Here is a 13927-nt window from a genome sequence, read left to right on the forward strand (position 1 = left end):
CGGCCAACGTGTTCCGGGTCACATTGTGCGCGGTGGGCGGTCCATCGCGAGGGGACGCGCCCGGGGCACGCACAATGGAGGGGCCGCCGGGAACGCCGAACGCCCCCTTCCGGCCGTTGACACCGGCACGTGGGGGTGATGGGCTTCCTTGCCGTCCGGTCGTGTGGCCGGAACAGCCTCGTCCCGCGCATGCCCCGTCATCCGCGCGCCACACCTCGCGCGTCATACTCCTTCTGGCCCACCCGTCCCCGCCGCCCGTTGGGAGAGGACCCGTGCAGCTCCGCCGCAGCAGGACCGCCGCCGCTCTGGCCGTGGCCGTGATCGCCGGAACGCTGGGGGGCGCACCCACCGCGCTGGCCGCGCCGCCCGCCCCGGACCCCGCCACCGCCGCCGACGAGGCCCCGGACGACGCGAAGGGCGAGACGGCGGGGCTGCCCTCCGTCTGGCCGCGCCCGCAGTCGCTGCGCGCCGCCGACGGCAAGGTGGCGCTGGGCTCGCGGGTGGTGCTGGTCGCGCCGCTCGGTACCGATCCGTACGCGCTGAAGGCGCTGCGGGAGGTGCTGCGGGAGGCCGGGGTCCGTGACGTCGACGAGGTCAGCGCCGAGGGCGACGTGCCCGCGGGCGCGACGCCGGTGGTGCGGGTCGGCGGCGAGTCCGCCGCCCGGCCGGGAGCGGGCGGGGCGGGGCTGGAGAAGACGCTGCGCGCGCTGGGCGCGAGCGCCCGGGGCGATCTGCCGCAGGGCGGGTACCGGCTGGCGGCGGGTCAGGCCGGAGGCCGGCCGACGGTGGCGATGGCGGGCGTGGGCGAGGACGGCCTGTTCCACGCGGTCCAGACGCTGCGTCAGCTGGTGCGCGACGGCGTGGTGCCGGGTGTGGTGGTCCGCGACTGGCCGGGCACACCGGTGCGCGGCCTCTCCGAGGGCTTCTACGGCACCCCGTGGACGACCGAGCAGCGGCTGGGCCAGCTGGACTTCCTGGGCCGCACCAAGCAGAACCACTACCTGTACGCGCCGGGCGACGACCTGTTCCGCCAGGCGCGCTGGCGGGAGCCGTACCCGGCCGGGCAGCGGGCGGCGTTCCGGGCGCTGGCGGAGCGGGCACGCGAGAACCACGTGACGCTGGCCTGGGCGGTGGCGCCGGGTCAGGCGATGTGCCTCGCCTCCGAGGACGACGTGAAGGCGCTCAACCGGAAGATCGACGCGATGTGGGCGCTGGGGGCGCGCGCCTTCCAGCTCCAGTTCCAGGACGTGTCGTACAGCGAGTGGCACTGCGGCGAGGACGAGGCGGAGTTCGGCTCGGGCCCGGCCGCGGCGGCGCGTGCCCAGGCGCGGGTGGCCAACGCGGTCGCCGCGCACCTGGCGGAGCGTCACCCCGGTTCCCGCCCGCTGTCGCTGATGCCGACGGAGTACTACCAGAAGGGCGCGACGGAGTACCGCCGCAAGCTCGCCGCCGAGCTGGAGGCGGACGTGCAGGTGGCGTGGACCGGGGTCGGGGTGGTGCCGCGCACCATCACCGGCCGGGAGCTGGCGGGCACCCGCGAGGTGCTCGGCCACCCGCTGGTCACCCTGGACAACTACCCGGTCAACGACTACGCGCAGGACCGGATCTTCCTCGGCCCCTACACGGGCCGTGAACCGGCCGTCGCGACCGGTTCGGCGGCGCTGATCGCCACCGCGATGGAGCAGCCGGCCGCCTCCCGCATCCCCCTGTTCACCTCGGGGGACTACGCGTGGAACCCGAAGGACTACCGGCCGATGGAGTCCTGGCAGGCCGCCATGGACACGCTCGCCGGGGAGGACCCCGAGACCCGCGAGGCGGTCCGGGCGCTGGCCCGCAACACCGCCTCCTCGGTGCTGGGCGCCGACGAGTCGGCGTACCTGCGGCCGCTGCTGGCCAAGTTCTGGGCGACCCGGGCGGACGCGGCGCGGGCGGCCGGGCGGCCCGGCACCGAGGCCGCCGACGCCGCCGCGCGGGCCGCCAAGGAGCTGCGCGCCGCCTTCTCGGTGATGCGGGCGACGCCCGAGCGGCTGGACGGCGGCGGGTCGGGGCTGGGCGAGGAGGTGCGGCCCTGGTCGGAGCAGCTGGCGCGGTTCGGGCACGCCGGTGAGCTGGCGGTCGACCTGCTGGCAGCACAGGCGCGCGGCGACGGCACGGCCGCCTGGCACGCCGAGCGGGCGCTGCGGGCGGTCCGCGCGGAGACCTCGCGGAACAAGGTGACGGTCGGCGACGGCGTCCTGGGCCCCTTCCTCGACCAGGTGGAGAAGACGGCCGACAGCTGGCACGGCACGGTCGGCGGCGACGGCGAGAAGGTCGCCGACACCGGCTCGGCGTACACGGTGGCGCTGCCCCGGGTCCGCCCGCTGGCCGGGGTGACGGTCCGGACCGACCCGGGCGTCTCCGGGCTGGTCGAGGCGCGCGTCCCGGGCAAGGGGTGGCAGCCGGTGACCCGGCTGGAGCCGGGCGGCTGGACCGATGTGGAGAGCCGGGGGCTGCGCGCCGACGCGCTGCGGGTCACCGGTCCCGAGGCGGAGCGGGTCGACCGGCTGGTGCCCTGGTACGAGGACGGCGCCGAGGCCGCGCTGCGCCTGGGCCGGGGCGAGGCGGACGCCGAGATCGGCGGCGGGACCAGCGAGGTGACGGCCCGTCTGACGGCCCACCGCCCCGGCACCGTACGCGGCGCGCTGAAGGCGAAGACCCCGAAGGGCATCCAGGTCTCCGCCCCCGGCGAGTCGGTCCTGCCGCGCGGCACCGAGGTCCGCATCCCGGTCTCGGTACGGGTCGCGGACGGGGTGCGCCCGGGGAGTTACGAGGTGCCGGTGGAGTTCGGCGGCCGCTCGGCGACGCTGACGGTCCGCGCGTTCCCGCCCACCGACGACCGCGACCTGGTCCGCTCCGGCAAGGCCACCTCCTCGGCCGACGAGACGGAGGACTTCCCGGCCCGGGCGGCGGCCGACGGCGACCCGGAGAGCCGCTGGTCCTCCCCCGCCGAGGACAACGCCTGGTGGCAGACGGAACTGCCCGAACCGGCCCGCGTCGGCCGCGTGGAACTCCACTGGCAGGACGCCTACGCCGCCGCCTACCGCGTCCAGGTCTCCGAGGACGGCCGGATCTGGCGCACGGCGGCGACGGTCAAGGACGGCAAGGGCGGCCGCGAACGGGTCGGCCTGGACGCGAAGAACGTACGGTTCCTCCGCGTCCAGGGCGACAAGCGCGCCACCGAGTACGGCTACTCCCTCTTCTCCGTCGAGGCGTACGCGGTCACGGAGAAGGAGAAGAGCAAGGACCAGGACAAGGGGAAGGGCGAGGAGAAGCCCGGCCGCGACTAGGGGCTGTCCGGGACCTCACTCCCACTCGACGGTGAGCTTCGCCTCCGCTCCCGTGCGCAGGAAGAGGTACGCGGTCGAGGCGGGCGCGTCGGCGAGGCGCAGCCTCAGCTGGGTCGGGCCGGTGCGGTTGACCTCGGTGAAGGCGGTCGAGTCGGCGCTGCCGGAGGTGAAGCGGGCCAGTTCGGCGGCGCCGGAGGCGGTGGCGGGCGCGGCCCAGTCGTCGGCGGCGGTGGCGCAGCTCGCGCCGAAGCAACCGCTGCGCACGTCGATCAGCAGCCGGTTCCCGCCGGCCCACGGGTCCCCGCTGCCGCCGGCCCGGCTGACGGTGACGTAGGCCCGGGTGATGGTGGCGTCGTCCGGTACGGCCGAGGTGTCGAAGGAGAGCAGCGTCCGGTTGTGCTGCCCGTCGGTGCCCCGTCCGACGGCGGCGCCCATGGTCCCCTCCAGCGCGCCGACCGCGGCCCCGGTCCCGCTCGCGGACGCCTTCACGTACCCGTCGTCGGCGGCCGTGCTGGGGATGACGGCCCGCTGGGCGGGGGTGCCCGGGTCGGTGCCGCCGCCGTCCTCGGCCAGGCCCCAGAACCGCCCGATGTGATAGGCGGCGCAGATGTTCACGTCGAGGATGTACGCCCCCGCCGTCCCGCACTGCTCGGCCCCGCTCCCCGGGTCGACGGGCTGCCCGTGGCCCATCCCGGTGATCGTGTACGTCTCGACGACGTCGCGCCCGTCGCCGTCCCGGTAGACGGCGTGCGGGTAGCCGCCCACGGTGCCGGTGGCGTCCGGGGTGGTGTCGGTGCCGTGCACGGCGGTCCACTGCTCGACGGTCTCGGTGAGGTTGGCCGGGACGACGGTGGTGTCCGTCGTCCCCTGCCAGACGGAGACGGCCGGCCAGGGCCCGGCGTACCCGGGGTAGGCGTCGCGCACCTTGGCGGCCCAGGCGGCCGGGGTGAGGTTGCTCCCCGGGTTCATGCAGGAGTACGCGGCGACGACGCTGGTGGCGCAGGCGTAGGGCAGTCCCGCCACGGGCGCGCCGGAGGCGAAGACGTCCGGGTAGGCGGCGAGCATCACGTTGGTCATGGCGGCCCCGGCCGAGAGCCCCGTGGCGTGCACCCGCGCCGGGTCGCTCCCCACGTCCGCCTTCATCCGGTCGGTCATCTGCTTGATCGACAGCGCCTCACCGGCGTCCCGCCGGATGTCACCCGCCTCGAACCAGTTGAAGCAGCTGTTCAGGTTGTTGGCCGACTGCTGCTGCGGCAGCACCAGCGCGAATCCCCACTGGTCGGCCCACTTCGTCCACCCGGTCTCGTCGTCGAACCCGCCCGCCGACTGGGTGCACCCGTGCATCGCCACCACCAGCGGCCGCCCCGCGGGCAGCCCGTCCGGCACGTACCGGAACATCCGCAGGTTCCCCGGATTACTCCCGAACCCCGTCACCTCGGTCAGCGAGGCGGCCCGCGCGGACGCGGTCACCGACTCGGGCCCGGCCACCCCGGCCAGGGTGACCAGCAACGCCCCGACCGCGGCCCCCGCGAACACCCTCCGCAGACGGCCCGGCCCCCGCCCCGCCCCGCGCACCCGTGCGCGGACGAACGACACCCTCATCGCGACTCCCTCGGCTCACCCCCGCAACCCGGCTCCGGCGGGGCACTGGCCAGGCACGCTAGGCCGCACCAAACCCCCACCGGCACGGGCCGACACCCCATGACCGAGGGATGGCTATGGGGCCCGGGCCCATTTACGGACGGGCATCGCATCCTCGGGGGCGCCGGGCATCTTCAACCTGGCTGCACATCGGCATCCCCGAGCCCGGCCCGCACACTCCAAGTCCGGCCGACCCAATCCAAGCCCGGCCGGCGTTTGAGGCCACCTTTCAAGCCCGGCCGGCGTTTGAGGCCATCGTGAACCGGCACACGAAGCCGGACCCCGGCCAACCCCAGCCCGGCCGGCGCTTGAGGCCGAAAGAGCCCAGCGGCGCCTGAGCTAGGCCCCGGCCCGGGCGGGCCGCACAGCAACAGCCTCACCCCCGGCCCCCACATTCTCGATGCGCGCCAGCGCATCATCCCCGCCGAACGGCTGCAGATAAGGCAACCACCGCGGATCCCGGTGCCCGGTCCCGATGATCCGCCAGGCGAGCCCGGTCGGCGGCGCCGGCTTGTTCCGCAGCCTCCACCCCAGCTCCATGAGGTGCCGGTCGGCCTTGACGTGGTTGCACCGCCGGCAGGAGGCGACCACGTTGTCCCACACGTGCAGCCCGCCCCGGCTCCGCGGAATGACATGGTCCACGCTGGTGGCGACACCCCCGCAGTACACGCACCGCCCGCCGTCCCGGGCGAACAGCGCCCGCCGCGTCAGCGGCACGGGCCCCCGGTACGGCACCTTCACGAAGCGCTTGAGCCGGACGACGCTGGGCGCGGGGACGGTACGGCTCTCGCTGTGCAGGAAGGCGCCGGATTCCTCCAGGCACACCGCCTTGCTCTCCAGCACGAGCACGAGTGCGCGGCGGAGCGGTACGACGCCGAGTGGCTCGTAGGACGCGTTGAGGACGAGGACGTGCGGCACGTGTGCCTCCTTGTACGCCGGCGGCGCGTGGCTCGCGCCGGGACGATCTGTTTCAGTTTCCCCTCACGCCTGGCCGGAGCGCCACCATGTCCGGGTAACGGGGTGAGGGGGTTTTTCCGCGACCGGGCCCGCCGTGGGGCCGGACGGACGGCTGTGACCTGGGGTGCGACCGGTCCGGGGGTCGCGAAGGGTACCCGCGTGTGCGGTCGGCCACACCGGTGGCGGGGCGTGCGGGCAGCGCCGCAGGCCGGGGGTGGTGCGCCGGAGACGGGCTCCCGGCGCGCGGGTGAGGGGCCGTTAGTGTGGAGGAGCCGTCCACACCGTCTTCACCCCGTCGCACCGCGCGGCGGGACACGTACTCCGGTGGGCGGCTCGTCACCGCCCGGAGGTACCCCGTGTTCCCATCCGCACCGGCCGCAGGCCGGGAGGACACCGTCACGCTCGAAGAGGCCCAGGAGCGGGCCACCGACGCGGCGGGCTGGGTGTCGGAGAACTGGTCGACGTGGCTGGAGACCGGGCTGCGCATCCTGCTGATCATCGTCGTGGCGGCGGCGCTGCGGATGGTCATCCGCAAGACGATCACCAACCTCATAGACCGGATGAACCGCACCGCCTCGGCGGTGGACGGTACGGCTCTCGGCGGGCTGCTGGTCAACGCGGAGCGGCGGCGCCAGCGGTCGCAGGCGATCGGCTCGGTGCTGCGCTCGGTCGCCTCGTTCCTCATCGTGGGCACGGCCGCGCTGATGATTCTCGACACCTTCAAGATCAACCTGGCGCCGCTGCTGGCCTCGGCCGGTGTCGCCGGTGTGGCCATCGGTTTCGGCGCGCGCAACCTGGTCACGGACTTCCTCTCGGGCGTCTTCATGATCCTGGAGGACCAGTACGGCGTCGGCGACACCATCGACGCGGGGGTCGCCACCGGCGAGGTGGTCGAGGTCGGCCTGCGCGTCACCAAGCTGCGCGGCCCCAACGGCGCCGTCTGGTACGTGCGCAACGGCGAGGTCAAGCGGATCGGCAACCTCAGCCAGGGCTGGTCCACCGCCGCCGTCGAGGTCACCGTCCGCTCCGACGAGGACCTCGACAAGGTCCGCGACACGCTCACCGAGGTGGGCGCGCAGATCGCCAAGGACGAGCCGTGGAACGAGCGGCTCTGGGGCCCGGTGGAGGTGCTGGGCCTCGACTCCGTCCTGCTCGACTCCATGGTGGTCGGCGTCTCCGCCAAGACCATGCCCGGCCAGGACGTGGCCGTCGAGCGCGAGCTGCGCTGGCGGATCAAGAAGGCGTTCGACGCGGCCGGCATCTCCATCGTGGGCGGCCCCGCGGAGCTCGCCGAGGAGGACGCCGCCGACCCGTCGGCCGGGATGGCCGCGCCCTCGGCGTACGCCTCCGCGACCTCGCCCCAGTCGCTGGCCGCCTCCCCGATACCGCCGCCCGCGTCCGGCCCGAGGCTCGGCAAGTAGCCCGGCTCCGGCCCGCCCGCTCCGTACCGCCGCCCCGTTCCCGGTCCTCCGGGGGCGGGGCGGCGGCGTTCTCCGGCAGGTTCCGGAGGCTTGCCCGGCGGGGCGCGGGTCGGTAGGTTCGCCAACTGGCAGGAAAGTTTCCTGTCAGTTGCCGGAACCGCCTCTCGCGGCCGTCCCGGTGTTCGGTGTGGAGGCGGGCGGCGGATGGTGGCGGGGACTCCCCGGGTACTGCGGGTGATGAACGAGCGGGCCACGCTGGACCTGCTGACCGAGCACGGCGCCCTCTCGCGGGCCCGGATCGGCGCGCTGACCGGCCTCTCCAAGCCCACGGTCTCGCAGCTCCTGGCCCGCCTGGAGGCGGCCGGACTGGTCGGCTCCGCCGGCACCAGCGAGGGCAGGCCCGGCCCCGGCGCGCGGCTGTACGCCCTGCGCGGCGAGGTGGCACACGTGGCCGCCCTCGACGTACGCCCCGGCCGTATCCGGGCGGCGGTCGCCGACGTCACCGGCACCGTCCTCGCCACCCACACCCTGGCCACCCCCGCCCGGCCGGGCCCCGGCGGCGTACCGGCCCAGCTCACCGCCGCCCTGGACGGCGCGGCCCGGGCCGCCGGGACCGAGCGCCCGGCCCTGCGCCGGGTGGTGGTCGGCACGCCCGGCGCCTTCGACCCGCGCACCGGCCGCCTGCGGTACGCGGGCCACCTCGCGGGCTGGCACTCCCCCGGCCTGCTGGCCGAGGTGGCCGCCGCCCTGCACCCCGTACCGGTCGAGTACGAGAACGACGTCAACCTCGCCGCCGTCGCCGAGCGGCGTCTCGGCGCGGCCCGGGGTCACGAGGACTTCGTCCTGCTGTGGAACGGCACCGGACTGGGCGCCGCCCTGGTCATCGGCGGCCGCCTGCACCGGGGCTGGACCGGCGGCGCGGGCGAGATCGGCTTCCTGCCCGTGGCGGGCACCCCGCTGGTGCGGGGTGTGGCCAGGACGGGCAGCGGCGGCTTTCAGGAGCTGGCGGGGGCGCAGGCGCTGCCCCGGCTGGCGGGGGAGCTGGGGGTCGCGGTGCCGCAGGCGGGTCCCGAGGGCGCGGACCCGGCCGACGGTGAGGCCGTCGCGGCGACGCTGCTGCGGACGGCGGCCGAGGCGTACACGCGGCCCGGCGGCGACCCGGCCCCTCGTGCGGCGGAGCCGCCGCACGAGGGGACCTCCTCGCCGCACGCCGGTCCGGCGGCGCTGCTGCGGGCGTACGCCGTGCGGCTGGCGACCGGGATCGCCTCGCTCGTCGCCGTGCTCGACCCGGCGGTGATCGTGCTGACCGGCCGGGTGCTGGCCGCCGGGGGCGAGCCGCTGCTGCGGCTGACCGAGGCGGAACTGGCCGAGCTGGCGCCGTCCCGGCCCCGCCTGCTGGCCGGCGAGGTCACCGGCGACCCGGTGGTACGCGGCGGCCTGGAGGCCGCCCTCACCACCGTCCGCGACGAGGTCTTCGACACCGCCGCCCTGTAGCGGCGGCGTCGCGTACCCAGACACCCCAGTCACCCCACACACCCCGCACACTCCACACCCGAGGAGCCATCCATGAAGCTGACCGTCGTAGGGGGCGGGTCCACCTACACCCCCGAGCTGATCGACGGGTTCGCGCGGCTGCGGGACACACTGACGCTGACCGAGCTGGTCCTGGTCGACCCCGACGCCGGGCGGCTGGAGCTGGTCGGCGGGCTGGCCCGGCGGATCTTCGCCCGGCAGGGCCACCCCGGGGCCATCACCACCACCGGCGACCTGGACGCCGGGGTCGAGGGCGCGGACGCCGTGCTGCTCCAGCTCCGGGTGGGCGGGCAGGCGGCCCGGCAGCGCGACGAGAGCTGGCCGCTGGAGTGCGGCTGCGTCGGCCAGGAGACCACCGGCGCGGGCGGCCTCGCCAAGGCGCTGCGCACCGTCCCCGTCGTCCTCGACATAGCCGAGCGCGTCCGGCGTACCAACCCCGACGCGTGGATCATCGACTTCACCAACCCGGTCGGCATCGTCACCCGCGCCCTCCTCCAGGCCGGCCACAAGGCGGTCGGGCTCTGCAACGTCGCCATCGGCTTCCAGCGGAAGTTCGCCCGCCTCCTCGACGTGGCGCCCGCCGAGGTCCACCTGGGCCACGTCGGCCTCAACCACCTCTCCTGGGAGACCTCCGTCCGGCTCGGCGGCCCCACCGGCGAGGACGTCCTGCCGCGCCTGCTCACCGAGCACGGCGACGCCATCGCCGCAGACCTGCACCTCCCCCGCCCCCTCCTGGACCGCCTCGGCGTCGTCCCCTCCTACTACCTCCGCTACTTCTACGCCCACGACGTGGTCGTCGACGAGCTGCGCACCGGCCCCTCCCGCGCCGAGAAGGTCGCGGCGATGGAACGCGAACTGCTGGAGCTGTACGCCGACCCGGCGCTCGACGAGAAGCCCGAGCTGCTGTCCCAGCGCGGCGGCGCCTTCTACTCGGAGGCCGCCGTCGACCTCGCCGCCGCCCTGCTCGGCCGTGGCGGCAGCCCCCTCCAGGTGGTCAACGCCCGCAACGACGGCACCCTCCCCTTCCTCCCCGACGACGCGGTCGTCGAGGTCCAGGCCGAGGTCGGCCCCGAGGGCGCCCGCCCGCTGGCCGTCCCCGCCCTCGACCCGCTGTACGCCGGACTGGTCCAGCACGTCACCGCGTACGAGGACCTGGCGCTCCGGGCGGCCCTGGAAGGCGGCCGCGACCGCGTCTTCGCCGCCCTGCTCGCCCACCCCCTGATCGGCCAGTACGACCAGGCCGAGACCCTCACCGACCTCCTCCTCTCCCACAACCAGGAGCACCTGCCGTGGGCCTGAGCGGAGCCGTCCTCGCCATCGACGCGGGCAACAGCAAGACCGACGTGGCCGTGGTGACCGCCGACGGCGAGGTCGCGGGCACCGCCCGTGGCGGCGGCTTCCGGCCGCCCGCGACCGGCGTAGAGGCGGCCGTCGACACCCTGGCCGAGGCGGTCGCCCGCGCCCAGGACGCGGCCGGACACCTCCCCGTCGCCCAGGTGTCGGCCTGCCTCGCCAACGCCGACCTCCCCGTCGAGGAGGAACAGCTCTCCGCCGCGATAGCCGCCCGGGGCTGGGGCGCGTCGGTCGAGGTCCGCAACGACACCTTCGCCGTCCTCCGCGCCGGCCTCCTGGAGGACGCCGCCCCCCGGGGCGTCGCCGTCGTCTGCGGCGCCGGCATCAACTGCGCCGGCATGCTCCCCGACGGCCGCACCGCCCGCTTCCCCGCCCTCGGCCGCGTCTCCGGCGACTGGGGCGGCGGAGGCGGCCTCGCCGAGGAGGCCCTGTGGCACGCGGCCCGCGCGGAGGACGGGCGGGGCGCACCAACGGAGCTGGCGCGCGCACTGCCCGAGCACTTCGGGCTGGGATCGATGTACGCGCTGATCGAGGCACTGCACCTGGGGCGCGTCCCGGCCGGGCGACGGCATGAGCTGACGCCGGTTCTCTTCACGGTGGCGGAGGCGGGCGATCCGGTGGCGTCCGGGCTGGTGGACCGTCTGGCGGACGAGGTCGCCAACATGGCGGCTGTCGCGCTGGGGCGGCTGGGGTTGCTGGACTCGCCTGCGCCCGTGCTGCTGGGCGGGAGCATCCTGGCTGCGCGACGGCCTGGGCTGGATGCGGGGGTGCGGGGGGAGTTGAGCCGGCGGGCGCCACTGGCGGAGGTGCGGGTGGTGGAGGCTGCACCTGTGCTGGGGGCGGTGCTGTTGGGGATGGATGCGGTGGGGGCGGGGGTGGGGGCTTATGAGCGGGTGCGGGGGTGGTTCGGGTGAGGTGGCGACGAGACCCCGGGAAGGCCGGACGGATGTCGACAGCGCCCTCTCACATGGCCTGATGCACCCTCAGTGGATCTGGCGCCCCATCTTCGCGGACTGCCGGTTCCGGGCCTTGGTGTCCCACCATTCCTGAATCAGTGACTGAACGACGAACGCCAGCATCCTCACCCGTTCCGGGTCACGACCATCCGTTTCGAACAAGTCGGCCTGCGACTTGTCGTCCCAGCACAGCGTCACTTCCCACCGCTCCGGATCGTGCCCCTTTCGCGTCACCGTCAGGTCATAGGTGAGGTCGAAGCTTCTCGGCTGGCGCTCAGTGACATCCAGCCCGTTCACCGAGAAGACCAGCTCACCATCCGACCTGGAGAAGCAGGCAGCCAACGCCGCCCGGGTCTCCTCGGGGATCTTCATGGAATGATCCGCCTCTCGTCAGCATGAACCGGGTTTCTTGGCACCGCTCCTACCGTCGATGCGGTAGGCGGTGAGAAGGTCGTTGGTGGCGACTGGGGTGCCGATGACGGTCCGGAACACCTCTTCGCTCGGGCACTGCGCACTCCAGGTCGAGAAACCACGAGCTTCGTTGGGCTTGCCTGACGTGATGGCCGTATTGATCTTCCTGTCCATGGTCGCGCTCCAGCCATGCCGGGCCTTGATGTGCTTCCACCCGTATTTGTTGGTCCCGCAGCGCACTGTGTACCGGGCGGGCCCCCGAAAGTACTCCCTGAGCACATGCTTCTGCGGCTTCTTCCTGCACGTCGCGTCGTAACCGCCGGATGCCTCGGCGGATGCGAAGGCACCAGCCGGTGCGGGAGCCACCGCAAGGATCAGGGCTGAGAGCGCCGGAGCAGCGCTGAGAAGGAAGCGATGGCGCGATTCCACGGGTGGCCCCCTGAAGTTATCTGACGACTTGCCGCAACTTGTACCACTTCGCCCGCCCTGCGGCCCCTTCCCGTACGGGCATTGCCCACTGATTGATGACCAAGTCGCAGCCCGCGAACGGCGCCGGCGCGGCACCACTGGGTACGTGTCGCGCCCTACTGCTATCCGGGGCCGCGGGTCGGTCTCCTCCGTGACGTCTTCAAGGACTGCCCAGGAACCAACCCCACCCCCCACCACGTGTCCCCCCACAGAGCCGTCCACCGCACCCCCCGCCCACCCGGGCCCCAGCCCCCGGATCAGGTGAACGCCCGTGTGGTTCGTGGGGAGTGCGGCCATACTGGCGGCCGGGCACTAGCTTTCCCGGGAGTGGGGAAGGGTGTTCTGCGACAGGACCGAGGGGGAGGTCGCGTGAGCAGTCAGCCGACGGGCGGGGCGCCGCCGGGGTCCGGCGTGGGTGCGTTGTCGGTGCCGGGGCAGCGGTCGCCCGCGGCTGCTCCTGAGACGCCTGGTCCGGCCGGTGAGCCCGGTCATGTTCCCGAGCCGCCGCACGAGCCCGGTCTGCCCTCGCGGCTGCGGGCGCAGGCTCGTACCGTGCCCGGGGGGTTGCGGGTGGTGGCGGGGTTGTTGACGGTGTTGATCGGGGCGTTCGGGGTGGCGGCCTCCTTTCAGGTGGCGGAGCGGTCGGACGCGGCGCGGGACGTGCTGAGCCGGTCGCAGCCGCTCAGTGCCGACGCTGCGGCCGTGTACCGGTCGTTGGCCGATGCCAACACGGCGGCCTCCAGCGGGTTCCTGGCCGGGGGGCTGGAGCCGGCGGAGGTGCGGGAGCGGTACGACCGGGACATCGCGACGGCCTCGCGGAAGCTGGTGACGGCCGCCGCGGCGACCGACGGGTCGGCGGACTCGGCGGCGGAGATCGAGGAGTTGAGCCGGCTGCTGCCGGTGTACACCGCGCGGATCGAGGCGGCGCGGGCCAACAACCGGCAGGGGCTGCCGCTCGGCGGTGCCTGGCTGCGGAACGCCAACGACCTGATGCAGGAGGAGATGCTGCCCGCCGCCGAACGGCTCTACCAGGCGGAGAAGGAGCGGCTGCGTACCGACTACGCCACCGCGCAGGGCTTCCCCTGGGTGGCGGTCGGGCTGGGTGTGCTGACGGTCGGGGCGCTGGGCGGGGTGCAGCACGCCCTGTACCGGCGGACCAACCGGCGGTTCAACGTGGGGCTGCTCGGCGCCACCGCCGCCTGCGGGGTGCTGCTGGTGTGGGTGACGGCCGGTCATACGCTGGCCTCCGCGGGGCTCTCCGACTCGTACGAGCGGGGGGTGCGGTCGCTGAACGTGCTGAACGACGCGCGGATCAGCGCGCTGAAGGCGCGGGGCGGGGAGAATCTGACGCTGGTGGCGCGGGGGGCCGTGACGGTTCCGGCGGGGCAGAAGTTCGCGGGGCAGGACAGTTACGACGTGGCGTACCGGGCGGAGATGGCGCGGCTGCTCGGCCCGGAGGGCGGCGGCCGAAGCGGCGGGCTGCTCGGGCAGGCGCTGGAGCTGGCCGACGACCCGGCGGGCGGCGACCCGGTGCGGGCCGCCGCCGACCGGGCCGGAGAGTGGCGCGAACGCCACCTGAAGGCCCGGGAGTACGACGAGGCGGGCGACTACGAGCAGGCGCTGAAGCGGGTGATCGGCGCCGAGAAGGACGAGGCGACCGGTGCCTCCTTCGACCGTCTGGACGCCGCCCTGGAGAAGGCCCTCGCCCACGAGCAGGGCGAGTTCGAGCGGGCCGCGCGGACCGGCGGCGGCGCCCTGACGGGGCTGGTCGCCGGGGCGCTGGTGCTCGCCGCGCTGGGCACGGCGGGGGCCGGGGTCGGCATCGCCCGCAGACTGGCGGAGTACCGGTGACAGGAGACGC

Annotated in this window: 10 protein-coding genes; 6 read left to right on the forward strand and 4 right to left on the reverse strand. The window is 74.5% G+C overall.

All coding sequences use genetic code 11. The features are described 5' to 3' along the window. Nucleotides 1-272: 272 nt before the first annotated feature. The gene (locus IF45_RS0120860; protein WP_015507886.1) at nucleotides 273-3326 is read left to right on the forward strand and encodes a glycoside hydrolase family 84 protein; all 3054 of its coding nucleotides are present in this window, start codon (nucleotides 273-275) and stop codon (nucleotides 3324-3326) included. 15 nt (nucleotides 3327-3341) lie between these two features. Here the strand turns inward: IF45_RS0120860 and IF45_RS0120865 are convergent, their stop codons facing one another. Both IF45_RS0120865 and IF45_RS0120870 read right to left on the reverse strand, forming a co-directional pair. Further along, complete coding sequence (locus IF45_RS0120865; RefSeq protein WP_242536811.1) at nucleotides 3342-4928, reverse strand: extracellular catalytic domain type 1 short-chain-length polyhydroxyalkanoate depolymerase; 1587 nt, start codon at nucleotides 4926-4928, stop codon at nucleotides 3342-3344. A 378-nt stretch (nucleotides 4929-5306) separates the two neighbouring features. Then, nucleotides 5307-5885, reverse strand: coding sequence for an HNH endonuclease (locus IF45_RS0120870; RefSeq protein WP_003948086.1), 579 nt, complete (start codon nucleotides 5883-5885; stop codon nucleotides 5307-5309). A 395-nt stretch (nucleotides 5886-6280) separates the two neighbouring features. Between IF45_RS0120870 and IF45_RS0120875 the strand changes: the two genes are divergently transcribed. The 4 genes from IF45_RS0120875 to IF45_RS0120890 all read left to right on the forward strand — a co-directional run bounded on the left by IF45_RS0120875 (nucleotide 6281) and on the right by IF45_RS0120890 (nucleotide 11145). Next, nucleotides 6281-7345 carry a mechanosensitive ion channel family protein gene (locus IF45_RS0120875; protein WP_008408049.1) on the forward strand — a complete coding sequence of 355 codons (1065 nt, stop codon included), beginning with the start codon at nucleotides 6281-6283 and terminating at the stop codon, nucleotides 7343-7345. Between the two features lie 204 nt (nucleotides 7346-7549). Continuing rightward, on the forward strand, nucleotides 7550-8839 hold the full coding sequence (locus IF45_RS0120880; protein ID WP_030308900.1) for an ROK family transcriptional regulator: 1290 nt from the start codon (nucleotides 7550-7552) through the stop codon (nucleotides 8837-8839). Nucleotides 8840-8911: 72 nt separating this feature from the next. Further along, entirely contained in the window at nucleotides 8912-10177 is a 1266-nt protein-coding gene (locus tag IF45_RS0120885; RefSeq protein ID WP_030308902.1) for a 6-phospho-beta-glucosidase, read from the forward strand. Next, the gene (locus IF45_RS0120890; protein WP_030308904.1) at nucleotides 10168-11145 is read left to right on the forward strand and encodes an N-acetylglucosamine kinase; all 978 of its coding nucleotides are present in this window, start codon (nucleotides 10168-10170) and stop codon (nucleotides 11143-11145) included. The genes IF45_RS0120885 and IF45_RS0120890 overlap by 10 nt, the downstream gene beginning before the upstream one ends. A 69-nt stretch (nucleotides 11146-11214) precedes the next feature. Here the strand turns inward: IF45_RS0120890 and IF45_RS0120895 are convergent, their stop codons facing one another. Both IF45_RS0120895 and IF45_RS34000 read right to left on the reverse strand, forming a co-directional pair. After that, a complete protein-coding gene (locus IF45_RS0120895; protein ID WP_010637960.1) occupies nucleotides 11215-11559 on the reverse strand; it encodes a hypothetical protein in 345 nt (114 codons plus the stop codon). An 18-nt stretch (nucleotides 11560-11577) separates the two neighbouring features. Next, on the reverse strand, nucleotides 11578-12027 hold the full coding sequence (locus IF45_RS34000; RefSeq protein WP_239102109.1) for a hypothetical protein: 450 nt from the start codon (nucleotides 12025-12027) through the stop codon (nucleotides 11578-11580). A gap of 630 nt (nucleotides 12028-12657) precedes the next feature. On the opposite strand from IF45_RS34000, the gene IF45_RS0120910 reads away from it, so the two are divergent. Then, nucleotides 12658-13917, forward strand: a complete 1260-nt coding sequence (locus IF45_RS0120910; RefSeq protein WP_317135649.1) for a GlnX family signal transduction membrane protein — start codon at nucleotides 12658-12660, stop codon at nucleotides 13915-13917. Nucleotides 13918-13927: the final 10 nt, after the last annotated feature.

The organism is Streptomyces albidoflavus, from assembly GCF_000719955.1.
Taxonomy (GTDB): Bacteria; Actinomycetota; Actinomycetes; order Streptomycetales; family Streptomycetaceae; genus Streptomyces; species Streptomyces albidoflavus.